The sequence below is a fragment of the Corynebacterium kalidii genome (assembly GCF_022869005.1).
GTDB lineage: Bacteria > Actinomycetota > Actinomycetes > Mycobacteriales > Mycobacteriaceae > Corynebacterium > Corynebacterium kalidii.
The window spans coordinates 391515-414101 of record NZ_JALIEA010000012.1 but is presented as its reverse complement, the minus strand read 5'-3'; the positions used below and the strand labels follow the sequence as shown (position 1 = coordinate 414101).

The window sequence follows — 22587 nt, the reverse complement described above, 5'->3', positions numbered from 1 at the left end:
CCCGCCCGCGGGGCACTGCCGTGAACTACTCGAAACGCTTGCGGAAGCTGTCTTCCATGCGGTCGGCGACACCGCCGGTCTTCGCCCCGGAGCCGGACTTGCCGGACGCGGCGCCAACGTTACGGGATCCCGACCCCGCCCCGTCCGCCCCGCGGAAGGCCAGCAGGCCGCCGCCGAACATCACGAGGAAGCCGATGACTCCGAGAGCCACGAACCAGAGACTGTTCTGGGACAATGCGATGCCGGCGACGAGGAGGCACACGCCGAGGAGGAAGACGGCGACCGAACGGATGCCGATACTGAAACCTCCGCCGACCGGACCGTCCCCGGCAGCCTGCCTGGCAAGGTTGGGGTCGTCGGCAATCAGCGCCTGCTCGATCTCCTGGAGCATGCGCCGTTCCTGTTCTGAAAGGGCCACGATCGTCCTCCCCTGAGGTGTCGGGTGTTGAAGTCTGACGGTTGTTCTGTCTCTACCGTGTCAACGCACGATGGGCGGAAAAAGTTCCGCGCTGATGCCCCTAGCCTACCCCAGGTCGGGACGTGGACCGTCACGCAACCTCAGGCAGGTACCCGACACGTCCCCGCACGGCGTCGAGAAAGAGGCAGGCGTCCTGGTAAACCTCGGTCACCCGGTCCTCGGACAGGTCCGGGACCAGCCCCATCTCCACCTGCGCCACCAGTCGCGCGTGAGGCGCGAAGCGGCGGCACCACCCGTCCATCTCCTCGTCGCCGGTCAGGGCCCGCACCTTCTCCCAGGCACTGCCCGGCGGCAGCCTCCGCCGCTTCTTCCTCGCGAACTGGATCACCGCCCCCGCGCCACGGAGGGCCGCACGGTACGCCCACGTCAGACGCTCCTCCCGGACGAGGTCGGTACGACTGAGCTCCAGGAGGCGTTCGGCCTCGATGACGAAGGTGTCCGGCGGCACGGAACCGCCCCTGCGTGACCTGTCCACCCTCGCGACACCACCGGTGACTCCCTGTGCCATGACCGCCTCCTCGACGAGACCCGTCCTGCTCTCTGACTGCTATGTCCCAACGGTACGGGCGCGGCCGGACGCGGGATCCCGACCAGACCAAACCATCGAACTGATGTTCGATTTTCGACGTTCCGTCGGATCTCTCCCCTGCCGTTTGCCACAATAGACAGGTGACCGACGACCACCAGATCAGCATCTGCACCATCCCGGTGCAGGACTACGTCCGCCGCATCGACCAGCTCGTCGACATCCACCTCAGGGCGATGGACTACCCGGCGGAGACCTTCCACCAGCGCCGGCAGCTGTGGCTGGCGAACGCGAGGAAGGAGGGCTTCCACTGTGTGGTAGCCCTGTCCCACCCGTCCCGGTCCGTCCCCGACCCCGGGCGCGCGGCACACCGGGCGGTCGGCGTCGCCTACGGCTTCCCCGGTGAGCCGACCAGCTGGTGGTACCGCGAGGTCCGCCGCGGCCTGATCGCCTCGGGACTGCCGGCCGACCGCGCCGACGAACTGCTCGCCGACTACGACGAGATTTCCGAGATCCACGTCCACCCCGACGCCCAGGGGCACGGGGTCGGCCGGGCCCTGCTCGAGGCGCTGCTGCCCCACCTCCGACGGCCGGTCGCGATGCTCTCGACCCCGGAGGTCCCCGACGAAGCCAACGCAGCCTGGTCCCTCTACCGCGCCACCGGGTTCCACGACGTCCTGCGCCACTTCCGGTTCGGTGCGGACCCCCGTCCGTTCGGGATCCTCGCACTCGACCGCGACTGACGGGCGACTGACAGGCGCGGACTCACCGCACCATGTCGTGGCCCAACTCCGGCCCCCAGGCCGGCGCCATCCCGAGGTTGTGGAGGACCTCCTGGGTGGCACGGACGTTGTTCATCGTCATGAAGTGGAGGTCAGGCGCCCCTTCGGCGATGAGCCTCTCCGCCATCTTCGAGGTCACCTCGATCCCGGCCTCCCGGATCGCCGCGGCGTTCTTCACCTCGTCACCGTCCGCCGCGCGGGTGAGAACGTCGTCGAGCTCCCGCGGCAACGACGCCCCCGACAACTCCAGCTGGCGGCGCACCGACCTCAGTGAGGTGATCGGCATCAGCCCCGGGATCACCGGCTTCGCCCCGTGCACCGGGTCAGCGGCGGCCAACCGGTCCCGCAACCGCAGGTAGTGGTCGACGTCGAAGAACATCTGGGTGATGGAGTAGCTCGCACCCGCCCGCAGCTTCTGCAGCGTGTACCGGGTGTCGTCCTCCAGGCTCCCGGCGCGGTAGTGGCCCTCCGGGAAAGAGGCGATCCCGATGTCGAAGTCGGCGCACTCGGGCATCGACCGGACCAGCTCGATGAGCTCGTGGGCGAAGTTGAGTCCCCCCTCCACGGGGCTCCACTCCCCCATCGGGTCCCCCGGCGGGTCGCCACGCAACGCCAGGACGTTCGTCAGCCCCAGTGAGGCGAACTCGCGCAGGATGTCCCGGAGCTCGTCGACGCGGTGGTTGACGAGGGTGAGGTGCAGCAGGGTCGTCAGGGGCTTCACCGCCAGTCGCGCCGCCACCCGCTCGGTGCGTTCCCGGCTGGAGCCGCCGGCACCGTAGGTCACCGAGACGAAGCTCGCACCGACGTCGTGAAACGCCTCGGCCGCCGACCAGAGGCGTTGTTCGGCGGCGTCGTCGCGCGGGGGCATGAACTCCACCGAGAAGGGGACGCGTCCAGGCGTGCCCCACTTGAGGGTGTCTGCGACGGCGACCTGCAGGCTCGCCGGGGCCGGGCGGTGAATTTCATTGACCATAGTGCCCCATCCTAGAAGACCACGGGCCGGCTCCGGCAGGTCGAGGTCCGCTTTCCGCGGCACGGTCCCTACTATTGGGTGGAACCGGAAACCCCCTTCACGCTCCCCGACCCGACTACGGAGGAACCCCCCGATGGCCGACGCCGCCCCGACGACCACCTGGCACGTCGACGCACCACTGACCGACGTCCCCCCTGCCGTCGACCTGACCATCCAGGAGTTCCTGGCCGACAGGCACGCAGAGTTCGACGGCATCGACCCCGTCATCGAGCAGGGCATCACCGAGCTCGGTAAGTTCGTCGTCGGCGGCAAGCGGCTGCGCCCGCTGTTCGCGTGGGCGGGCGTCCGGGCGGCCCTCGACGGCGGCGGTGGACAACTCGACCCCGGGACCGATGCGGCGAGCCTGGTCAGGGCCGTCAGCTCCCTGGAGTTCATCCAGGCCTGTGCGCTGATCCACGACGACATCATCGACCACTCCGACACGCGCCGCGGCCGCCCCACCGTCCACCGCTCCTTCGAGGCACGGCACCGGCGGGACGCCTGGCTCGGGGACCCTGGCGCCTACGGCGTCAGCCAGGCGATCCTGGTCGGCGACCTCGCCTTCGCCTGGGCCGACGACATGCTCGCCGCCTCCGGCGTGTCGGCCGAGGCCCTGCTCCGGGCGCGGACGCCGTGGCGCGCGATGCGCACCGAGGTCATCGCCGGGCAGATGCTCGACATCTCCGTCGAGGCCAGCGGTTCCGAGGACCCCGAGGCCCCGGGGAAGGTCAACGCATACAAGACCGCCGCCTACACGGTGGAACGGCCGCTCCACGTCGGTGCCGCCCTCGCCGACGCCCCGGCGCACACCGTGGAGATGCTGCGGTCGGCCGGGCGCGACATCGGCGTGGCGTTCCAGCTGGAGGACGACTACCTCGGGGTCTTCGGCGACCCCGCCGTCACCGGCAAGGCCTCGGGCGACGACCTGCGTTCCGGGAAGCGGACCTACCTCGCGGCGACGGCGCTGCGGGCGGCGGACGCCACCGACCCGGCCGCCGCCGCCCGCCTGCGCGCGGGCATCGGGACGGTCACCTCCGAGGAGGAGGTCGACGTCCTGCGGGGGATCATCGTCGACTCCGGCGCCGCCGCGGACTCCACCGCCCTCATCCGGTCACTGACCGACCGTGCCGTGGAGACGCTGCGGGGAGGCGGACTCGGACGTTCCGTCACCGGGGAACTGGTGGCCGTCGCCGAGGAGCTCACGGAACGGAGGAGCTGAGCCATGCTCACGACGATCGGAACCCGGGTCCGGGACATGCCGCGTCGCCGGGCCGTCCTGCTCGGACTGGTCGGCTCCGTCCTGCTCGCCCTGTGCTCCCACTCGGTCGGCGCGACCCGTAACCGCGGCGGTATCCTGCAGGCGCTGGGCTGGTCCAACCTGGGGTTCGGCCACCTCTACGGCATCGTCGTCGTCGTGATGTGGGTGGCCATCCTGCTGATGATCCTGTCGTGGATCGTGGTCGGCGGACGGATCGTCCGCCTGGGTGAACCCCTCGGTGTCCGGCCGGTCCTCGCCTGGGTCGCCCCCCTGTTCTTCGCCGGCCCCCTGATGAGCCGCGACATCTACTCCTACCTGATGCAGGGCACACTGGCCCGCGACGGGCACAACGCCTACGACGTCGGCGCCTCCGCCAACCCCGGACGGATGTTCTTCGAGGTCAGCGGTGACTGGCGGAACACCACCACCCCCTACGGCCCCCTCCACCTGTGGATCGGGGACGGGATCACCCGGGTCACCGGCGACAACATCACCGCCGGGATCGTCGCGTACAAGATCCTCTCGCTGCTCAGCTTCGCCGTCCTGGTGTGGGCCGTCGCGGCGCTGGCCCGGCGGTTCGGCGCCTCGCCCGACGTCGCGGTGTGGATCGGCGTCGCCAACCCCCTCGCCGTCATCCACTACATCGGTGGCATGCACAACGAGGTCACGATGATGGCCCTCGTGTGCACCGGCCTGTACCTCGGCGTGCACGCCGCCCCCGTCCGGGGTCTGTTGTACGGGTCGGCCCTGATCGGCGTGGGTGTCGCGCTGAAGGCGACGGCCCTGTTCGCGCTGCCGTTCCTGGTGTGGGTGTTCGTCGCGCGTCGTGCCGGTGCACTGCCGGGCGACGGCGGACCCCGTCGGCGGGCCCGGGAGATCCTCGCGGACATGCGCAGGTTCTCCCCCGCCCGCCTGGTGGCCCTGGCCCTCGGTGGACTCGCGTCGGTGGCGGTCACACTGGCCGCGCTCGCCGCGGTCACCTGGGCCAGCGGTCAGACCTGGGGCTGGGTCGCCGAGATCAGCGGCAACACCAAGGTCATCAACCCGCTCTCGCTGGCGTCGCTGCTGGCGGGCCTGCTGGTCCGGCCGTTGAGCCTGGTCAACGAGGAGATCTACTTCAACGAGATCGTCGCGGTGCTCCGGCCGGTGACGATGGTCCTCATGCTCGTCGGCCTGGTGGTCTGCTGGTTCATCTGGCGCCGCGGGGCACGTGACGCGATGGTCGGCGCCACGGCCGCCTACGCGGTGACCTGCGTGCTCAACGCCGTCGTCCTGCCCTGGTACTACATGGCACCGCTGGCGCTGTTCGGCGTCTGGGTCCGTGACCGCCGGGCGTTGATCGTCGTCGCCTGGTTGTCAATGGTGCTGTCGATGACCTTCGACGGAGGCGGCAACAACCGGCTCTACTCCCTGTGGTGGCTGCTCGTGCTCGGCGTGGTCATGTGGTGGGCGGCCACCACCTGCCTCCGCGAGGACAGGCCCGCCGGGTCAGGAGATGGCCATGGCCTGGGCGCGGCGCATGACCTCCCGGGCGAGGTGCCCGTGGACGGCGTCGACTGGGCGGCCCGGCAGTGACTCGTCCTCGGTGAACAGGAACTCCAGGACCTCCTCGTCCGAGTAGCCCCCGTCCGACAACAACGCGATCAGCCCCGGGATGAACCGGTTGACCTCACCGCCGTCGGTGAAGAAGCGGGCCGGGATCTGCCGGACCCCGTCAACCTGGACGGCCACGAGACGGTGGCTGTTGAGGTGGTCCATCACCCGGGTCACCACGACGCCGAGCAGGTCGGCGACCTCGGGGACGTTGAGGACCCGCTCACCGGCCGGGACCCCCGACACCGCGGAGGTCAGCCCGTGGCCCGGAACAGAACCACCGGTGGTGCGGTCGGCTCCGGGGTTGTTGTGGGGATTGTCGCTGCTGTTGTTCGTACTCACGGCACCCACCCTATCCCGTCATCCCGTCTTTCCTGGACTGCCCCGTATACTTCCCGGGTAGCCGTAGATGAAAGGAGGCGGGTCGAGCATCATGGAACCGCAGCTGCAGCCGGGTGACCTGCTGGACAACCGGTACCGCATCGGCGAGACGATCGCCCGCGGAGGAATGTCGGTGGTCTACCACTGTGTGGACACCCGACTCGACCGTGACCTCGCCGCCAAGGTCCTCGACCCGGGGTTCGCGCGTGAACCCGCGTTCCGGGCCCGGTTCGAACGCGAGGCCAGGGCCGTGGCACGGCTGAACCACCCGTGCCTGGTCAACGTCTTCGACCAGGGGGTGGACCACCGTCCCGGCGGCGACCACGTGTTTCTGGTGATGGAACTGGTGCCGGGCGGTACGCTGCGTGAACTCCTGCGCGAACGTGGCCCCATGCCCCCGCACGCCGCGCTCGCGGTGATGGGCCCCGTGCTCGAGGCCCTCGCCCTGGCGCACCAGGAGGGGATGGTCCACCGGGACGTGAAGCCGGACAACGTCCTCATCCGTGACGACCACCAGGTCAAGCTCGCCGACTTCGGTCTGGTCCGCGCGTCCCGACGCGACGTCACCTCCGGTGGGCCGGTGATCGGCACCGCCGCGTACCTGTCCCCGGAACAGGTCAGGGGTGGGCACGTCGGCCCCGAGGGGGACGTCTACTCCGCCGGCATCCTGCTCTTCGAGCTGCTGACCGGGCGTACGCCGTTCCGCGGTGCCACGCCCGAGGAGACCGCACTGATGCGTCTCGACAACGAGGTGCCGGCGCCGTCCGGTCTCATCGCCGGGGTACCGCCGGAACTCGACGAGCTCGTGCTCCGAGCGACCAGGCACAACCCCGGCGAACGTTTCTCCGACGGCGACGGATTCCTCGCCGCCGTGCGCACCACCAGGCACGCACTACGGCTGCCGGACTTCCAGGTCCCGGCCCCCACCGTCAGCGCCGTCCACCGTGCCCTGGAAGGCTCCGTCGTCTCCGACCGCCTGAGCTGGGACGACGACGCCATGGCCACCAGCATGTTCGCGGCGGGCACCGACTCCGGCGACCAGGATACCCGGGAGACGAGGGCTGACATGCCGGCGGCACACACCGCCGAAACCAGCCTCGTCCCGCCTGTCCCCCCTGTCCAGCCCGCCCAGCCTGCCCCTCCGGTCGCGCACGACCCGGCCCCCGCACCCGAGCCCGCCCGGTCGCAGGCGCCGGCCCCCGCACCCGAGCCCGCCCGGTCGCAGGCGCCGGCCCCCCGCCCCCGGCCGTTGACCAACCGCGGCGGGGCGTCCACGCTGATCTGGGGCGTGATCCTCGTCGTCCTCGTGGTCGCCGTCGCCGTCACCGGCTGGTGGGTGGCGTCCGGACGGTACGGCGAGATACCGCAGGTACTCGGCCAGGACGTCTCCGGTGCGCGCGCGGCCGTCGAGGCCGCCGGATTCACCGCCGTGGTCAACGAGGTCTACTCCGACGACGAGCCGGAGCAGGCGGTGACCGGGACCGACCCCGGAGCCGGCGAACGCGCCGTCCGCGGTGACGACGTCGCCGTCCTCGTCTCCCAGGGCCGCCCCACCGTCCCGACCCCGGGACCGGCCGACACCCTCGCCGCCTACCAGGCCAAGCTCTCCGAACGGACGCTGACCTGGACCGTCGGTGAATCGGTGTACTCCGACGACGTGCGTTCCGGCGTCGTCGCCGAGGTCTCGCCCCGGCCCGGACAGGCCGTGGACACCCGCACCGACGTCACCGTCAAGGTCAGCAAGGGTGCGCGGCCGGTGACCGTCCCCGACGTCTCCGGGATGAGCGAACGTCAGGCACGCCGCGCGATCGAGTCCGCCGGCCTCGAGGTCGGCGAGGTCCGGCACCGCTTCGACAAGGACGTCGACGGGGGCGACGCCGTCGGCACCGACGTGGAGGCCGGCACCGAGATCCCCGGCTCCTCCCCGGTCACCCTCATCCTCTCCACCGCGGTCACCGTCCCGGACCTGGAGGGCATGAGCGCCGACGAGGCCGCCGCCGAACTCCGCGACCTCGGGCTGTCGCCGAAGACCGGGGAGGGCGTGTCCGACACGTCTGTCTCCCGTGGTGACATCGCCGCCCAGGAGCCCGCGGCAGGGACCCGGGTCGACCCGTCCTCCTCCACCACCGTCACGCTGCGGGAGTCCACGATGGTCCGCGTCCCGTTCGTGATCGGACGGACGGCCCGGAACGCGGCGAAGGCCCTCGAGGACGAGGGCCTGGAGGTCACCGTCGACGGCAGGGCGGACGGCCTGGTGATCACGCAGTCGCCGGGGCCGACCTCGCGGGCCGCCGTCGGCGACACGGTCACCCTGAAGACGCTGTAGACGCTGTAGGCGCCTACAGACGCTACAGCTACTTGCGCAGCATCTCCGCGACGAGGAAGGACAGTTCGAGGGCCTGCTGGGTGTTCAGCCGGGGGTCCACGACCGTGGCGTAGCGCGACGGCAGGTCCAGGTCCGTGATGTCCTGGGCGCCGCCGACGACCTCGGTGACGTCCTCGCCGGTGAACTCGATGTGCACGCCGCCCGGGTGGGAACCGGCGGCACGGTGCACCTCGAAGAAGCCCTGGACCTCGTCGATGATGCGGTCGAAGTCACGGGTCTTGTAGCCGTTGGACGTGGTGTAGGTGTTGCCGTGCATCGGGTCGCACTGCCAGATCACCTTGTGTCCGGTCGCCTCGACGGCCTCGACGATGGGAGGCAGGACCTCCCGGATCTTGTCGTAGCCCATGCGGGTGATAAGGGTCAGCACACCCGGTTCGTTACGCGGGTCAAGCTTCTGGACGTAGGCGACGGCCTCCTCCGGGGTCGTCGTCGGCCCGATCTTCACCCCCACCGGGTTGCCGACCAGGGCGGCGAGGGCGATGTGGAAGTCCTCAAGACCGCGGGTGCGCTCGCCGACCCAGATCTGGTGGGCGGAGAGGTTGTACAGCACGTCCTCACCGTCCTCCCCGTGGGCCAGACGCAGCATCGCACGCTCGTAGTCACGGACCAGTGCCTCGTGGGAGCAGTAGATGTTGGCGGTCTCCAGGGTGGAGTCCGAGACCCCGCAGGCGCTCATGAACTCCAGACCACGCTCGATCTCGCCGGCCAGCGCCTCGTACCGGGCACCGGCACGGGAGTTGGCGACGAACTCGCGGTTCCACTCGTGCAGCTTGGCCAGGTCGGCGGTGCCCGAACTGGTCAGGGCACGCACCAGGTTCATCGCCGCGCCGGAATTCGCGTAAGCACGCACCATCCGCGACGGGTCGTGGCGCCGCTCCTCCTCCGTGGCCCCGATCCCGTTGACCAGGTCACCGCGGTAGTTGAGCAGACCGTTGGAGTCGCGGTCGGCCGACCGCGGCTTGGAGTATTGTCCGGCGATCCGGGCCATCTTGACCACGGGTGTCGACGCGCCGTACGTGAGCACGACCGCCATCTGCAGCAGGGTCTTGATGTTGCCGCGGATGTGCGGCTCGGTGTTGGCCTCGAAGGTCTCGGCGCAGTCGCCTCCCTGCAGCAGGAACGCCTTGCCCAGCGCCACGTCGGCGAGTTCCTTCTTCAGCCGCCGGATCTCCGGCGCCACCACGATCGGTGGCACGGACTCCAGGATCTTACGCACGCGGTCGGCGTGCCCCTGGTCCCACGACGGCTGCTGCTTCGCGTCGCGTGCGATGGTGTCCTGAAATACCCGTTCGAGGTCGCCGGGCAGCGGTGGCAGATCAGGAAGCTCTTCGAGAGGTGCGTCAATTGTCCAACCCATGGACGCCATCATACGAGACGGTACGCCCGAATGGTGAACTGCACTACCTCGACAGGCGGAACTTCACCGCATTCGCGCGCGCGTCCGCGAGGGCGTCGTGGGCCCGCTCCGGCGGATCAGGCAACGCCGGCCGGCCCGCAGCCTCCCACAACTGCTTCAGTTCATGGGTGAACCGGGGAAGTTCCTGGGGCAGTTGTGTCATGTCGCCCCACAGCTGGGCCAGCGCCACATGGTCGTAGGCGCCCACCCAGGCCCAGAGCTCCGGACGCCGTGAGGGCGGCAGCCAGTCGCCCTGACGGTGCCCGGGGACGAGGAAGGCGAACAGCCGCGCACGGATCTCCGCGCGGGACATCCACGCCGGGTCGGTCCGAGGCGGCAGCAACGGCAGGACATGCCGGCGGACCCAGTCACCGGCCTTCCGCTCCCTGAACTCGGTCGACACCGCGTAGAACTCGCGGCCGTCCTCGGCCACCACGCCGATCGACACCAGGTCGATGGTGGTGCCGTCCTCGATGAACTCGGTGTCGTAGAAGTATCGCACGCCAGGCAATCCTAGACCCGTGCCTCGACCGGGGCGGCCTCGCGTCCCCTGTCGGCGGCGCGGCGCGGCAGGGCCGGCGGGTGCAGCACCCACTTGAGCACCGGCGTCCGGCCGACGAGGTAGAAGACGAACCCGGCGACGGCACAGGTCACCAGGCCGACGACGACCCGCACGTTCGTGTCCTCCAGGAATCCCCACACCACGGGGTCCGAGGCGAGCAGCGACGGGATGACGACAGCGGAGACGAGGTGCAGGACGGCGTGGTGGGAGACGTAGATCGGCAGCGTGTTCCGTCCGACCGCCGCGACCGCACCGGACAACCGCGGCGTCCGCGAGATCGACGCGGCCAGGAGGATCCCCATCGGCACCGCGGTGACGATCCGGACCAGTGCCAGCAGGTTCATCACCGCGGCCTCCCCCGTCGACCAACCGTCCGGCCGGACGATATCGGCGACCGTGGAGTAGATCCACTCCCACCCCACGAACGCCAGCACCGCGGTGGCGACGACCGCCGGGCGTGCGGCGTGCTCGGCGATCCTGAAGAACAGATGCCGGAAATGCAGCCCCAGGAAGAACGCCGGGGCGTACTGGGTGATGTGGGTGAGTTCCGGGTAGCCGGTCCACCCCGCGGCGGCGACGACGAGCGCCGGCACGAACGAGAGCGCCACCGCCCAGACCGGCGGGACCCTCCGGAGCAGACAGGCCAGGATATTGAAGACCATCAGCACGTACAGGAACCAGATGCCCGGATCCCCCAGCAGAATCGCCCGTCCCAGACTGGCCCACCCCAGGTCGTCGGCCATGTCCAGCCGGATCGCGGCCTGCACCGGGGTGAACACGAGGTAAGGCACCAGCAGGAACCAGAGCCGGCGGTACCACAGGTCACCCAGCGTCCGCTCGACGACGCGGTGGGCGAACAGCCCGGAGATGACGAAGAACAACGGCATCCGGATCGGGTCCATGAGTTCGTTGAACCAGTTCCATGCGGTCTCCTGCGCCCCCGGGATCCCGGTGACCACGTGCATGTAGCACACCGCGATGATCGACAGGCCCTTGGCGCAGTCCGCCCACAGGAGCCGGCCCGGTGCACGTCGCCCGGTCGCGCGTGCGTCCCCCACAGCTGTCGCCGCGGGGGTTGCACTGGTGTTGGCGTTCGAGGTTCCGGATGTGGTGGACACGGGACCCCAGAGTGCCCCATAGCGGCGAAAGAATCAATTGAGCGTGACCTGATATAGAGTCGACAACCGTGGAAAAACGCAGTACACCGTCACCCGACCGCCGCACCGTGACACTCTGGTACCTGGGTGCCCTCGTCGCCGTCACCGTGGCCGGCATCCTCCGCTTCGTCATCAGCGACGACACCCTCACCTACCACTTCGACTACGACATCTACCGTGAGGGCGGCCGCGCCGTCCTGGACGGGACCGCCCTCTACGTCGGGGGCTTCCCGGCCCAGGGGATCACGCTGCCGTTCACCTACCCTCCCCTCGCGGCCCTGGTCTTCACGCCGCTGGCCCTGGTGTCCGGCACGGTGGGTTACGTGCTGTTCACCGCACTGAACGTGGTCGCCCTGGCCATGACCACGATGATCGTCATCCAGGCGCTCGCCTCCGAAGGCGGGGCGCGCACAGTCGCAGGCGTGGGGTCGCTGACCCGCCGGCAGGTCACGATGACCACGCTCGCCGCACTCCCCCTGGCGGTGTGGTTCTGGCCGGTCACCCACACCCTCGAGTTCGGGCAGGTCAACATACTGCTCATGCTCATGGTGGCGGCGGACCTCCTGCTCCCCCGCACCCCCTGGCCGCGTGGGATGCTGGTCGGCATCGCCGCGGCGCTCAAGCTCACCCCGGCCGTGTTCGGCCTGTACTTCCTGCTCCGCCGCCAATGGGGTCCTGCGGTGACCAGCGTGGTCTCCGGGATCGTCGCCTCCGGGATCGCCTGGCTCGTCCTGCCGGCGGATTCGCGGCAGTACTGGACCGAGACGATCAGCGACCCGTCCCGCATCGGCGGGCTGGCCTACTCCGCCAACCAGTCCGTGCGCGGCTTCCTGGCACGGTTCACCGACGACCCGCTGCAGACGTCCCTGTGGTACGTCCTCGCCGCCGTGACGGTGGTCCTCGTGGCCGTGGTGATGCTGCGCCTCCTCGCCGCCGGGGCCGTCACGGCGGCGGTGTGCACCAATGCGTTGCTGGCGCTGCTGGTCTCTCCGGTGTCTTGGGCGCACCACTGGGTGTGGATCCTGCCGATGACGATGGTGGCCGGTGTGTCACTGTGGTCCCACCGGCCGGTCCGCGCCGCCGTGATCCCCCTGGCGGTCCTCGCGCTGCTGCTGGTCCTCACGGCCACGGCGTTCCCGGTGCACGTCTACCTGCCCTCGGCCCACGGTGCCGAGATGGACTGGACCTGGTGGCAGAAGGTCCTCGGGTCCGAGTACGTCGTCGTCGGCGCCGTGTGGCTCGGTCTCGGCGGCCTGTGGCCGGGTCTTCTCCGCCCCGGCCGGCGTGACCGTGCGGCCGCCGTCAGAGACGGAAGCGCAGGAAGCGGGGCCGGGGCTTCGTCCCCAGCACCCGGCCCGTCCCAGGTTCCGCCCCCTGCGGATACCCCTTCCCCGAGGTCAGCGACTCCTTGACGTCGGCGGCGTAGACGCCGTCGACGTACTCCTGGCCCGACAGCTCCGCCAGGCGCTCCATCGTGTAGTCGGTGAGGGCCCGGGCGCGCGCGTACTCGTCGTCCCCGCTGTCGGCGAAGTCCGCCGGGTCGATGGGGTCGCCGACGACGACGCCGACCCGGTGCGGCCGCAGGATCCAGGACCCCGCGATATTCGCCTTCTCGGTGTCGATCATCGCCACGGGGTACACCGTCGCCCCCGACTGGAGTGCGATGCGGGCCATCCCCGTCTTGCCGCGGTACAACCGGCCGTCCGGGGACCGGGTGCCCTCCGGGTACATCCCCAGCGGATCGCCCTTGTCCAGGACCCGCAACGCGGTGTCCAGCGCGGCGTCCTGCGAGTTCTTGTCGTTACGGTCGATCGGGACCTGGCCCACCGACGAGAAGAACCACTTCTGGATCCCCCCGGCGAAGCCCGGGGTGGTGAAGTACTCCTTCTTCGCCAGGAAGGTCAGCTGCCTCTTCGAGAGCAGCGGGAAGTACAGGGAGTCCATCACCGCCAGGTGGTTCGAGGCCAGGATCACCGGACCGTCCTGGGGAATCTTGTCCAGTCCCCGGGAGTACGGCCGGTTGTAGAGCCACAGCCATGGTCCGATGACCACATTCTTCAACCACCAGTAGGTGCGGTTCTGCACAGATCTGTCCCTTTCACAAGCCGGTCGAGGACGGGCTCAGCTGAGCCTGTCCGGCAAGAAGTGCCACGCCGATCATACCCGCCTCCGACCCCAGGGACGCCGCTTCGACGCGGGCGAGCGGCCGGAAACCTGCGCCGACGACCGAGCCGTCCATCTCCGCCTTCGCCTGCGGCAGGTACAGGTCCGCGTCCGCCGAGACGCCGCCCCCGAGCACGATGAGCTCCGGGTCGAGGATCTCCTGCACCGCGGACAGCCCGCGCCCGAGCCACAGGGCGAAGTCGTCGATGACCTCCTTCGCCAGCGGGTCACCGTCACGGGCGAGCCGGACCACGCTCCGCCCGGTGATCTCCTCCGGTCGCGAATGGAAGATCCCGGCCAGCATGCTGTCCGGGTGGCGCCCGGTGGCGATGTACTCCAGCGCCGTGGTCTCCAGGGCACTCCCCGAGCAGTACCGCTCCAGGCAGCCCCGCTTACCGCACGGGCACGCGCGGCCGCCGGGCACGACGGTCAGGTGACCGAACTCCGGGGCCGTCCCGTACGCCCCACGGTAGAGGGCCCCGTCGTGCACCAGGGCGCCCCCGATCCCGGTGCCGACGGCGAAGAGGACCCAGGTGTCCGCCTCCTGGCCGGGGCCCAGGATCTGCTCCCCCCAGGCCGCGGCGTTCGCGTCATGCTCCAGGACCACCGGGAGTCCGAGCCGGTGGGACAGCCTGGTGCGCACGTCACGGTCGCGCCACGGCAGGTGCGGGGCGAAACGGACCCGCTGCTGGTCGCCGGTGATGAAGCCGGCGACGGCGAGCCCCACCGCACTGACCGTGTGCCGTTGCCGAAGGGTGCCGACGGCATGCGCGATCGCCGTCTCGAGTGAGTCGACCGTGGACGGGGTGGGGAGCTGCTCGACGTCGAGCACCTTCCCGGCCCGGTCGACCACCGCAGCACGGAGATTGGTCCCCCCGATGTCGATGCCGATGGTCAGTTGCGTCACTTGCTCCTCCTGTACCTCGCGCGCCGGTGTCCCGGCACAACCTGTCCAGGCTATCGGTCACACCCGCCAGTTCCAACTGTGCCGACCCGGACGGCGGGCGTCACCGTCGAGCACCGCCTCCAGCTGGGCCCCCAGGACGTCCCAGTTCCACGCGTCCCGGACGTAGGCCTGTCCCGCCAGGGAATAGCGACGGGCGCGCTCCGTGTCGCCGAGGAGCGCCGACACGGTGTCGACGACGGCGGTGAGGTCCCCGCCGTCGACGACATCGCCGGTCACCCCGTCCTGCACCGTCTCGGGGGCGCCTCCGCCGGATCCCGCGACCGTCGGGACCCCGCACGCCTGGGCCTCGAGGAACACGATCCCGAGCCCCTCGACGCTGAACCCCCCGCCCTGGGTCCGCACCGGCATCGCGAACACGTCACCGGCGCAGAAGTGCGCGACGAGCTCGTCGTAGTCGACGGGACCGGTGAGGGTGACCCGGTCCGAGACGCCGAGTTCGGCCGCCCGCGCGGCCAACGTCCGGGCGTAGTCGCCTGGTCCGACGATCACCAGGTGCGCCGCGGGCTCCTTCCCGAGGATCCCCGGCATCGCCTCGACGAGGGTGTCCTGCCCCTTCCGCGGCACGACGCGCGACACGCACACGACGACACGACGGTCGGAGACACCGAGCCGGGCGCGGATCCGCTCCCTCCCGTCGGGGTCCGGGCGGAACACCGAGGTGTCCACGCCGCCGGGCATCGGCTCCCACGCCACGTCCGGCCCGAAGGCCGAGGCGAACCTGCCGCGTGCGTACCGGGACACGTACGTCAGGCAGTCCGTCTGCCGGCCGATCCGACGCAGCACACCGCGGCCGCCGGGGACCATCGACCACCCGACCTCGTGCCCGTGGGTGGAGGCGACGATCCGTCGGGCACCGGCCCGGCGGGCGGCACCGGCGAGCAGCCCCAGGGGCGTCGACGAGCCGAACCAGACGGTGTCGATCCCCCGCTCCCGGATGATCGATGCCATCCGTCGTGCGGTGGCGACGGTGGGCAGCATGACCGACCGCGGCCACCGGACGACGTCGAACGGGAGGCCGGCGTCGTAAGCCGCCGCGTCCGACGCGTCCTGGGTCGAGGCGAAGACGGTGAGCCGGCCCGGCTGACGGCGTTCCAGTTCCGCGCAGTAGTCGCGCAGGTAGCTCTGGATCCCGCCGACCGTCGGCGGAAAGTCGTTGGTGACGAGGAGAACCCTGGAACCCACGGTGGAGACGCCTGCCCCTAGTAGCGGGCGGCGCCGGCGAACGGCATGCTGTCGACGCTGACGACCTGGACGGGAATACCGTAGTCGGAGGCGTGGACGATCTTGCCGTCACCGATGTACATCCCGACGTGCGTCACGCCCGGGTAGAAACCGACGATGTCGCCCGGCTGGAGCGCGTCGCGGGAGACCGACGTCCCTCCCGCCACCTGGGCCGAGGAGGTGCGTGGCACCGACACGCCGATCTGCTGGTAGGCCCAGTACATCAGACCGGAGCAGTCGAAGGCGTCCGGACCGGTGGCGCCCCACGAATACGGGGAGCCGAGCTTGCCCATCGCCGCACCGACGGCGCCGCCGGCCTCGGTGACCGAGCCGAGGAACTCCTCGACGTCAACGTCGATCGGACCGTTGCGGTCCACCCAGCGCTGCTTCTGCTCGGGGCTGAGACCGTCCACCGCCGTGGAGATCTCCTTCTTCATGCCGTCGAGCAGGCCGATCCGCTCGTCGAGGTCCGCCTGGCGCGCCTCGACCTGCTTCAACTGGAAGTCCGCCGTCACCTTCGAGCGGTTCGCGCGGGACTCGAGGTCGGCCGCCTGCCGCAGACCGTCCTGGAACGAGGAGAGGGTGTTCGTACGGTCGGCGTTCAAGGCGCTGGCGAAGGCACGGCGGTCGATGGCGTCCTGCGGACTCCGGGAGCCGGCGACCGCCGAGACCGGGTCGATGACGGCACCACGGTAGAGGGACCGGGACAGTTCCGTGACGGGGCCGCGGTTGGCCTCGACCTCGGCGCGGGCACGCTGCGCCTCGCCCGCGTAGTACTCGGCAGCGCGGTTCGCGCGGTCCAGCGAGGCGCGGAGGTCGTCGAGGGTGCGGGAGTTCTCCTGCACCTCGTCGCTGGCTTCCTGGGCCTGACGGGACACCGTGGCGAGCCGTTCCAGCAGGCCGTCGGCGTCGTCCGGGAGGGGTGAGGTGTCGACGGCGTCGGCGTCGGCGCCGGCGGACGGCGCGGGGCCCGACGGGTCGGCGGCGACGACGGACGTCGAGGCCACGGTCAGTGCCACTGCGGTGCCGATACCGGCGACGAAACGGACCGACGTACCGACGTCGGACCGGCGGGACCCGAAGGCGCGCAACATGCTCACTGTCTCTGAAACCTCTTCGCTCGTGTCTCTACACAACATCGTTATACTGCCACAACTGAGCAGCGGAGACGTACTCGGACACACGACACGCCCCGTGGAAAGGCACCCCGCGTCGGGGGCCACGTCACCGGGGCGTCACGGGCGGTCTGACGTCCTAGAAGCGGACCGCGTTGTTGACCGGCATGTAGTGCAGGTCGTTGACCTGGACCGGCGAACCCTCGTTGAGCGCGTGGACGATCTTGCCGCCGCCGATGTAGATACCCACGTGCGATGCGCCGGAGTAGTAGGAGACGACGTCGCCGGGCTGCAGTGCGTCCAGGGAGACCGGGGTGCCGGAGGCGGCCTGTGCACCGGAGGTACGCGGGATGGACTTGCCGACCTGCTGGTGTGCCCAGGTGGTCAGGCCGGAGCAGTCGAAGGCGTTGGGGCCGGCGGCACCCCAGGCGTAGGGGGCACCCTGCTTCGACAGGGCGGCGTCAGCGATCTTCTGGCCGACGCTGTTCGGCGCGGCGCTCGGGGCGCTGCCGTCGGCGGCGGGGACGGCCGCCTGGCCGGCTGCCGCGAGGAAGGGGTCCACGTCCACGTGCTGCTTGGCGAAGTCGACGGCCTCGTTCGGGACATCGACGCTGATGTCGGTGTTCGGAACCTGGACAGTGACGGCCTGTGCGGTGGCAGGCAGGGCGATGACGGCGCCCATGCCCACTGCGGCGACGGCGACTGCGTTGCGGCGGGAGTGGTCCTTCTTCATACGGTGCTTGCCCATGAGGGTTGTAGCCTTTCCTGATTGCTGTCGGGGAGCCGGGAACGTCACGTCGCTCCCCTTAAGGTCACGAGAAGATTACGAAACGTCGCGAATCTTGTCCAGCCACGAGACCGTGATCTCGCCGTGAGCGCTTCGTTATCCAACCGTTATCGAATCGCGACCAAAGCTTGACCGGGTCCGCCCTTCCGGACCGCGCCCACCTTGCCGAAGCCCGTCACCTGCAGAGATGCTGGACGCGAAGGCCGTCCGCGACGGTCACGACATCCGGACGTCCACCCCGGGAGAAATGATATTGTGATTCCCATCACATCCAGGTCGTCCCCGGGCGTGTCCACCTCAGAAGTCACACCAGTCCCGTCCTACTCCCCCACTGCGGAGCCTCCGTGTCCGGCCCACCCCGTAGACTCCGTGACTGTGGCAACCACACTTCAACGACGCCTCGACGCTGCGCTGGCAGACAGCGTCATCATCGACTGCGAGACGACCGGCCTGGACCCCGAGGGCGCCCGGATCATCGAGATCGCGGCCCTGCACGTCCACGAGGGCCGTCCGGTGGCCGAGTTCCACTCGTTCGTCGACCCCGGGCTTCCCGTCCCCCGGGAGATCACGGACCTCACCGGGATCACCTCCGACGACGTCGAGGGCCAACCGGCCTTCGCCGACATCCTCGACGCGGTGACTCCTCTGGTGTCGGGACGGACGGTCGTGGGCCATAACGTCGCCTTCGACATCGCCTTCGTCGCGGCGGAGTGCCGCCGTAGCGGCACCCCGAGCCCATTGGAGACCACCGACGTGGTCTGCACGGCCACTGCGGCCCGCTCGCTGATCCCCCGGGAGCGGGTCGGCCGCTACCGTCTCGCCACCCTGGCCGAGCGGCTCGACCTCGAACACCGTCCCGCCCACCGTGCGGCCGACGACGCGCTCGCCACGGCGGACCTGCTGGCGTACCTGCGCAGCATCTCCGGTTAGACAGAGAGACACCCCGCCTCCCCACCGCCGTGCTGGCGGCGGGGAGGCGGGGTGTCAGCCTCGGAGGGCGGGATCAGGGGTTCTGGTGTCCCTCGTCACCGAGCTGGCGACGGTTCTCCTCCTGGAGACGCAGCAGCATCTCCTTGTGCTCGTGCTCGTTCGCTTCCTCGATCTTCTCGACCTGGGCGACGATGTCCTCGGGATCCGGGGTGAACAGCGAGCCACGGCCGGGCTGGCCGGCGAACCCGAGCTGGTTGAGGCGCCGCGGAACCTGGGTTCCGGCGTACTCCAGCGGGATCGGGTGGCCGTGCTCGTCCACCGGTCCGAGGGGCTGGTGCACCTCGATGAACCCGCCGGACGGCAGCTGCTTGATCGTACCGGTCTCGATACCGTGCTCCAGCACCTCGCGGTCCGCACGCTGCAGGCCGAGGCAGATCCGGTAAGTGACGAAGTACGCGATCGGGGGCAGCAGGATGAACCCGATACGGCCGATCCAGGTCATCGCGTTCAGCGAGATGTGGAAGTACACCGCGACATGGTCGTTACCACCGGAGATCGTGAGGATCGCGTACGAGACCAGTGCCATGACACCCAGCGAGGTGCGGACCGGCACGTCACGCGGACGCTGCAGCAGGTTGTGGTGCGCCGTGTCCTTCGTGAAGCGCTGCTCGATCCAGGGGTAGGCGAACAGCAGCATCACGAGGATACCGAGCAGGATCGCGACCCAGAACACCGCCGGGATCGTGTAACTGCCGATGTAGAGCTCCCAGGCCGGCATAATACGCGCGGCACCGTCCGTCCACAGCATGTAGATGTCAGGCTGCGAACCTGCCGACACCTGCGACGGGTTGTACGGCCCCAGGTTCCAGATCGCGTTGATCTGGAAAACACCGGCCAGCAGTGCCACGAAACCGAAGGTGATCAGGCCGAATGCCATGGAGTGCACGGCGAACACCGGGATCACACGGGCACCGACGACGTTGCGCTCGGTACGGCCCGGTCCGGGGAACTGGGTGTGCTTCTGGTACCAGACCAGTGCCAGGTGCGCAGCGATCAGCGCCAGCAGGATGGCCGGGATCAGCAGCACGTGGGCGATGTAGAGGCGCGGGATGATGATGTCGCCCGGGAAGTCGCCGGCGAACATGATCCAGTGCAGCCAGGTGCCGATGATCGGCAGCCCGATGATGATCGCGGACATGATGCGCAGGCCGACGCCCGACAGCAGGTCGTCCGGCAGGGAGTAGCCCATGAAGCCCTCGGCGACGGACAGCAGCAGCAGGACGCAGCCGATGACCCAGTTCGCCTCACGCGGCTTGCGGAACGCACCGGTGAAGAAGATGCGCATCATGTGGACCATGATCGACACCGCGAACAGCAGCGCCGCCCAGTGGTGCACCTGGCGGATGAAGAGTCCGCCACGAACCTCGAACGAGATGTTCAGTGCCGTTTCGTAGGCGCGGGACATCTCCACGCCGTTGAGCGGCGCGTAGGCACCCTGGTAGATGACCTTCGACAGGGAGGGGTCGAAGAACAGGGTGAGGTAGACACCCGACAGCAGCAGGATGATGAAGGAGTAGAGCGCGATCTCACCGAGCATGAAGGACCAGTGGCTCGGGAAGACCTTGTTCATCTGCTTCCGCAGCCCACTTGCAGCGGTGTAGCGCTCATCGAAGTTGTTGGCCGCCTGGGCCAGGTGGGAAGGCTTTGTGGATGTGCTCATGACTGACGCTCCCAGAAGGCAGGGCCGACGGGCTCGACGAAGTTCTTGTCCGCGTACAGGAACCCGTCCTCATCGACGTTGATGGACAGCTCGGGCAGGGCACGTGCAGCCGGACCGAACACCGGCTTACCCCAGTGCAGTGCATCGAACTGCGACTGGTGGCACGGGCAGAGGATACGGTTGGTCTGCTGCTCATACAGCGAGGTGGGGCAGCCGATGTGGGTGCAGATCTTCGAGTAGGCGTAGTAGTCGCCGTAGTGGAAGTCCTCCTGGCCCTCACGCTGGACCGCCTTGAGGGCGTCGGCATGACGCAGGCGGATCAGCATGACCGCGTTGCGGGAACCGTGGATCGAGTGCATCTGCTCCTCGTACACGTCTCGCGAGGGATCGAAGTTGTCGTGGTCGTTGACCATGTCTTCGGTCATCGGGAACACGGTCTCCATCGCACCGGCGTCGAGGTCCTCCGGGCGGACCCGGATCAGGCGGTTGACACCCTGGGTGCTCCAGTGGCCGTGGTGCTCCTCGGCGATGGCACCGGTGTCGCGCCCGAGGTAGACCTTCTCGCCCTTCTCGACGAGGGTCCACCCGGTGGTCCACAGCGTGCCGTCGCCGTCGATGCCCATGGCACGCGGCTTCCAGGGGTTCTTGACGATACCGCCGAGGGGAAGCGCGATGGCCACGCCGGCCAGGGCGACGCCTGCGCCACCCAGACCCATGAGGACCTTGCGGCGACCCAGGGTGGAGGTCTTCCACGCGTCGTTGAGCAGAGCCGTCATCGTGCGACGGTCGACCTCGTCCGACGGTCCGTCGTGACGCTTCTGGACCGCGATCTCCTCGGGGATGAACTTCTTGGAGAACTGGACCGCGCCGATACCGAGGGTGATGATCGACAGACCCGAGGTGACACCCAGCAGCGGGGTGTAGATGGTGTACAGCCAGAGGCCGTCCTCCGCCAGGTGCTTGTACTCCCACGGCCAGAACAGGTAGACCGCGATGAACGCGAGGCCGAAGATGACCGACAGTGCCCACCAGAAGCCGATACCGCGGGCGGCACGCTTCTCGGCCGGGTCGCCCTCGACCGGGAAACGCTCCTTGCGGTATGCGACGGTGACGCCGTCCATCTCGGTACCGAGACGGGCGAGCTCATCGTCGCTCATGCGCTTGATCTCTTCTTCAGAGTAGCTGCTCTTGATCTCACTCATGAACGGGTTCCAATCCACATGGCCGTGCCGATGAGCACGACGATCCCGACGATCCACATCAACATGCCCTCACTGACCGGGCCGAGGCCACCGAGACCGAGGCCACCGGGGTTCGGGCTCTCCTTGGTCGACTTGATGAAGGCGATGATGTCCTTCTTCTCGTCGGCGGTGAGCTGACGGTCCGAGAACTTGGGCATGTTCTGCGGGCCGGTGAGCATCGCCTGGTAGATCTCCTGCTCGTTGGCGGCATCCAGGTTCGGCGCGTACTTACCGCCGGACAGGGCGCCACCACGGCCAGTGAAGTTGTGGCACGACGCGCAGTTCAGACGGAAGAGATCGGAACCACGGGACACGTCGGCGGGGTCGATCTCGCCGTTGTTGTTGTGCGAACCGCGCAGCGACTCCATGGCGATGGTGCCGTCGTCGTTCTTGACGATCCCGGGGCCACCGCCGTTGGCGTTGACGTAGGCGGCGAGCGCCAGCGTCTGTGCCTCGTTGAAGCGGGCGTCCTTGCGGTCGGCCTGCGCCTCGTTACGCTTCATCGGCATACGGCCGGAGTGCACCTGGAAGTACACCGCGCCCTCGCCGACACCGACCAGGGACGGACCGCGGTCCTCGACACCCTGGAGGTTCGCACCGTGGCAGGTGATGCAGGCGACCTCGTAGATGTCCTGGCCCTGGTTGATCATCGACTGCGCGTCCTGCTGCGCGGTCGCGGACTGCGGATCCGGGGTGAAGGCCTGGGCGACCAGGCCGGCACCGGTCAGGCCGAGCACGAGCGCGAGCGCTCCAGCCATGGTCCGGCGCAGCTTACGTCGGGTACGACGTTTCTTGCCTGTTGCGGATGCCGGGGCGGAGTCCACCACCGGGTTCTCCCCCTCGGGAGTTGGATTGTTCGTATCCATCTTGTTCCCTTAACTCGTCATTTGGAAGGCGATGGGCTTAACGGCC

General features: G+C 69.2%; 21 protein-coding genes. 6 read left to right on the top strand and 15 right to left on the bottom strand.

The genetic code is table 11. From position 1 onward, the window contains the following. Positions 1 to 25: 25 nt before the first annotated feature. Positions 26 to 418 carry a DUF3040 domain-containing protein gene (locus MUN33_RS07705; RefSeq protein WP_244804311.1) on the bottom strand — a complete coding sequence of 131 codons (393 nt, stop codon included), beginning with the start codon at positions 416 to 418 and terminating at the stop codon, positions 26 to 28. Positions 419 to 548: 130 nt separating this feature from the next. Then, positions 549 to 986 (bottom strand): SAV_6107 family HEPN domain-containing protein, encoded by a 438-nt coding sequence (locus tag MUN33_RS07700; RefSeq protein WP_244804310.1) that lies wholly within the window; start codon positions 984 to 986, stop codon positions 549 to 551. A gap of 161 nt (positions 987 to 1147) precedes the next feature. Between MUN33_RS07700 and MUN33_RS07695 the strand changes: the two genes are divergently transcribed. After that, the gene (locus MUN33_RS07695; protein WP_244804309.1) at positions 1148 to 1747 is read left to right on the top strand and encodes a GNAT family N-acetyltransferase; all 600 of its coding nucleotides are present in this window, start codon (positions 1148 to 1150) and stop codon (positions 1745 to 1747) included. A gap of 22 nt (positions 1748 to 1769) precedes the next feature. Here MUN33_RS07695 and MUN33_RS07690 read toward each other — a convergent pair whose 3' ends face one another. Next, complete coding sequence (locus MUN33_RS07690) at positions 1770 to 2759, bottom strand: methylenetetrahydrofolate reductase (RefSeq protein ID WP_244804308.1); 990 nt, start codon at positions 2757 to 2759, stop codon at positions 1770 to 1772. Positions 2760 to 2892: 133 nt separating this feature from the next. Between MUN33_RS07690 and MUN33_RS07685 the strand changes: the two genes are divergently transcribed. Further along, a complete protein-coding gene (locus MUN33_RS07685; RefSeq protein WP_244804307.1) occupies positions 2893 to 4017 on the top strand; it encodes a polyprenyl synthetase family protein in 1125 nt (374 codons plus the stop codon). Positions 4018 to 4020: 3 nt separating this feature from the next. Then, a complete protein-coding gene (locus tag MUN33_RS07680) occupies positions 4021 to 5631 on the top strand; it encodes an alpha-(1->6)-mannopyranosyltransferase A (RefSeq protein WP_244804306.1) in 1611 nt (536 codons plus the stop codon). On the opposite strand, the gene MUN33_RS07675 is transcribed toward MUN33_RS07680, so the two are convergent. Beyond that, complete coding sequence (locus MUN33_RS07675) at positions 5545 to 5907, bottom strand: Rv2175c family DNA-binding protein (RefSeq protein ID WP_244804437.1); 363 nt, start codon at positions 5905 to 5907, stop codon at positions 5545 to 5547. The genes MUN33_RS07680 and MUN33_RS07675 overlap by 87 nt on opposite strands. A 175-nt stretch (positions 5908 to 6082) precedes the next feature. Between MUN33_RS07675 and pknB the strand changes: the two genes are divergently transcribed. Continuing rightward, complete coding sequence (gene pknB / locus MUN33_RS07670; protein WP_244804305.1) at positions 6083 to 8356, top strand: Stk1 family PASTA domain-containing Ser/Thr kinase; 2274 nt, start codon at positions 6083 to 6085, stop codon at positions 8354 to 8356. Between the two features lie 28 nt (positions 8357 to 8384). On the opposite strand, the gene MUN33_RS07665 is transcribed toward pknB, so the two are convergent. The 3 genes from MUN33_RS07665 to MUN33_RS07655 are packed head-to-tail and all read right to left on the bottom strand — an operon-like array spanning position 8385 to position 11492. Further along, positions 8385 to 9773, bottom strand: a complete 1389-nt coding sequence (locus tag MUN33_RS07665; RefSeq protein ID WP_244804304.1) for a class II 3-deoxy-7-phosphoheptulonate synthase — start codon at positions 9771 to 9773, stop codon at positions 8385 to 8387. A gap of 43 nt (positions 9774 to 9816) precedes the next feature. Beyond that, positions 9817 to 10314, bottom strand: a complete 498-nt coding sequence (locus MUN33_RS07660; protein WP_244804303.1) for a polyadenylate-specific 3'-exoribonuclease AS — start codon at positions 10312 to 10314, stop codon at positions 9817 to 9819. Positions 10315 to 10325: 11 nt separating this feature from the next. Then, positions 10326 to 11492, bottom strand: coding sequence for an acyltransferase family protein (locus MUN33_RS07655; protein ID WP_244804302.1), 1167 nt, complete (start codon positions 11490 to 11492; stop codon positions 10326 to 10328). Between the two features lie 68 nt (positions 11493 to 11560). Here MUN33_RS07655 and MUN33_RS07650 point away from each other — a divergent pair, with 68 nt between their 5' ends. Next, positions 11561 to 12943: a glycosyltransferase 87 family protein gene (locus MUN33_RS07650; RefSeq protein ID WP_244804301.1), complete on the top strand. Its 1383-nt coding sequence runs from the start codon at positions 11561 to 11563 to the stop codon at positions 12941 to 12943. On the opposite strand, the gene MUN33_RS07645 is transcribed toward MUN33_RS07650, so the two are convergent. The 5 genes from MUN33_RS07645 to MUN33_RS07625 form a co-directional block, all read right to left on the bottom strand. Continuing rightward, positions 12834 to 13616 carry a lysophospholipid acyltransferase family protein gene (locus tag MUN33_RS07645; RefSeq protein ID WP_244804300.1) on the bottom strand — a complete coding sequence of 261 codons (783 nt, stop codon included), beginning with the start codon at positions 13614 to 13616 and terminating at the stop codon, positions 12834 to 12836. The genes MUN33_RS07650 and MUN33_RS07645 overlap by 110 nt on opposite strands. A gap of 13 nt (positions 13617 to 13629) precedes the next feature. Next, positions 13630 to 14601, bottom strand: coding sequence for an ROK family protein (locus MUN33_RS07640; RefSeq protein WP_244804299.1), 972 nt, complete (start codon positions 14599 to 14601; stop codon positions 13630 to 13632). A gap of 57 nt (positions 14602 to 14658) precedes the next feature. Beyond that, positions 14659 to 15843, bottom strand: coding sequence for a glycosyltransferase family 4 protein (locus MUN33_RS07635; RefSeq protein ID WP_244804298.1), 1185 nt, complete (start codon positions 15841 to 15843; stop codon positions 14659 to 14661). Between the two features lie 17 nt (positions 15844 to 15860). Continuing rightward, positions 15861 to 16976 (bottom strand): NlpC/P60 family protein, encoded by a 1116-nt coding sequence (locus MUN33_RS07630; protein WP_244804436.1) that lies wholly within the window; start codon positions 16974 to 16976, stop codon positions 15861 to 15863. A gap of 160 nt (positions 16977 to 17136) precedes the next feature. Beyond that, a complete protein-coding gene (locus tag MUN33_RS07625; protein ID WP_244804297.1) occupies positions 17137 to 17745 on the bottom strand; it encodes a C40 family peptidase in 609 nt (202 codons plus the stop codon). A 414-nt stretch (positions 17746 to 18159) separates the two neighbouring features. Here MUN33_RS07625 and MUN33_RS07620 point away from each other — a divergent pair, with 414 nt between their 5' ends. Next, on the top strand, positions 18160 to 18714 hold the full coding sequence (locus MUN33_RS07620; RefSeq protein ID WP_244804296.1) for a 3'-5' exonuclease: 555 nt from the start codon (positions 18160 to 18162) through the stop codon (positions 18712 to 18714). A 73-nt stretch (positions 18715 to 18787) separates the two neighbouring features. Here MUN33_RS07620 and qcrB read toward each other — a convergent pair whose 3' ends face one another. From qcrB to qcrC, 3 genes are read right to left on the bottom strand one after another with little or no spacing between them, the layout of a single operon-like run. Next, on the bottom strand, positions 18788 to 20434 hold the full coding sequence (gene qcrB, locus MUN33_RS07615) for a cytochrome bc1 complex cytochrome b subunit (RefSeq protein ID WP_244804295.1): 1647 nt from the start codon (positions 20432 to 20434) through the stop codon (positions 18788 to 18790). Then, on the bottom strand, positions 20431 to 21636 hold the full coding sequence (gene qcrA, locus MUN33_RS07610) for a cytochrome bc1 complex Rieske iron-sulfur subunit (protein WP_244804294.1): 1206 nt from the start codon (positions 21634 to 21636) through the stop codon (positions 20431 to 20433). Before qcrA ends, qcrB begins: the two co-directional genes overlap by 4 nt. Then, positions 21633 to 22541: a cytochrome bc1 complex diheme cytochrome c subunit gene (gene qcrC / locus MUN33_RS07605; RefSeq protein ID WP_244804293.1), complete on the bottom strand. Its 909-nt coding sequence runs from the start codon at positions 22539 to 22541 to the stop codon at positions 21633 to 21635. The genes qcrA and qcrC overlap by 4 nt, the downstream gene beginning before the upstream one ends. Positions 22542 to 22587: the final 46 nt, after the last annotated feature.

What these genes read in the sequence shown, in the direction of transcription:
- qcrB (WP_244804295.1), bottom strand. Translation starts at nt 20,434, where the DNA reads ATGAGCACATCCACAAAGCCTTCCCACCTGGCCCAGGCGGCCAACAAC.
- pknB (WP_244804305.1), top strand. Translation starts at nt 6,083, where the DNA reads ATGGAACCGCAGCTGCAGCCGGGTGACCTGCTGGACAACCGGTACCGC.
- MUN33_RS07625 (WP_244804297.1), bottom strand. Translation starts at nt 17,745, where the DNA reads ATGGGCAAGCACCGTATGAAGAAGGACCACTCCCGCCGCAACGCAGTC.
- MUN33_RS07665 (WP_244804304.1), bottom strand. Translation starts at nt 9,773, where the DNA reads ATGGGTTGGACAATTGACGCACCTCTCGAAGAGCTTCCTGATCTGCCA.
- MUN33_RS07630 (WP_244804436.1), bottom strand. Translation starts at nt 16,976, where the DNA reads ATGTTGCGCGCCTTCGGGTCCCGCCGGTCCGACGTCGGTACGTCGGTC.
- qcrA (WP_244804294.1), bottom strand. Translation starts at nt 21,636, where the DNA reads ATGAGTGAGATCAAGAGCAGCTACTCTGAAGAAGAGATCAAGCGCATG.
- MUN33_RS07685 (WP_244804307.1), top strand. Translation starts at nt 2,893, where the DNA reads ATGGCCGACGCCGCCCCGACGACCACCTGGCACGTCGACGCACCACTG.
- MUN33_RS07680 (WP_244804306.1), top strand. Translation starts at nt 4,021, where the DNA reads ATGCTCACGACGATCGGAACCCGGGTCCGGGACATGCCGCGTCGCCGG.
- MUN33_RS07700 (WP_244804310.1), bottom strand. Translation starts at nt 986, where the DNA reads ATGGCACAGGGAGTCACCGGTGGTGTCGCGAGGGTGGACAGGTCACGC.
- qcrC (WP_244804293.1), bottom strand. Translation starts at nt 22,541, where the DNA reads ATGGATACGAACAATCCAACTCCCGAGGGGGAGAACCCGGTGGTGGAC.
- MUN33_RS07690 (WP_244804308.1), bottom strand. Translation starts at nt 2,759, where the DNA reads ATGGTCAATGAAATTCACCGCCCGGCCCCGGCGAGCCTGCAGGTCGCC.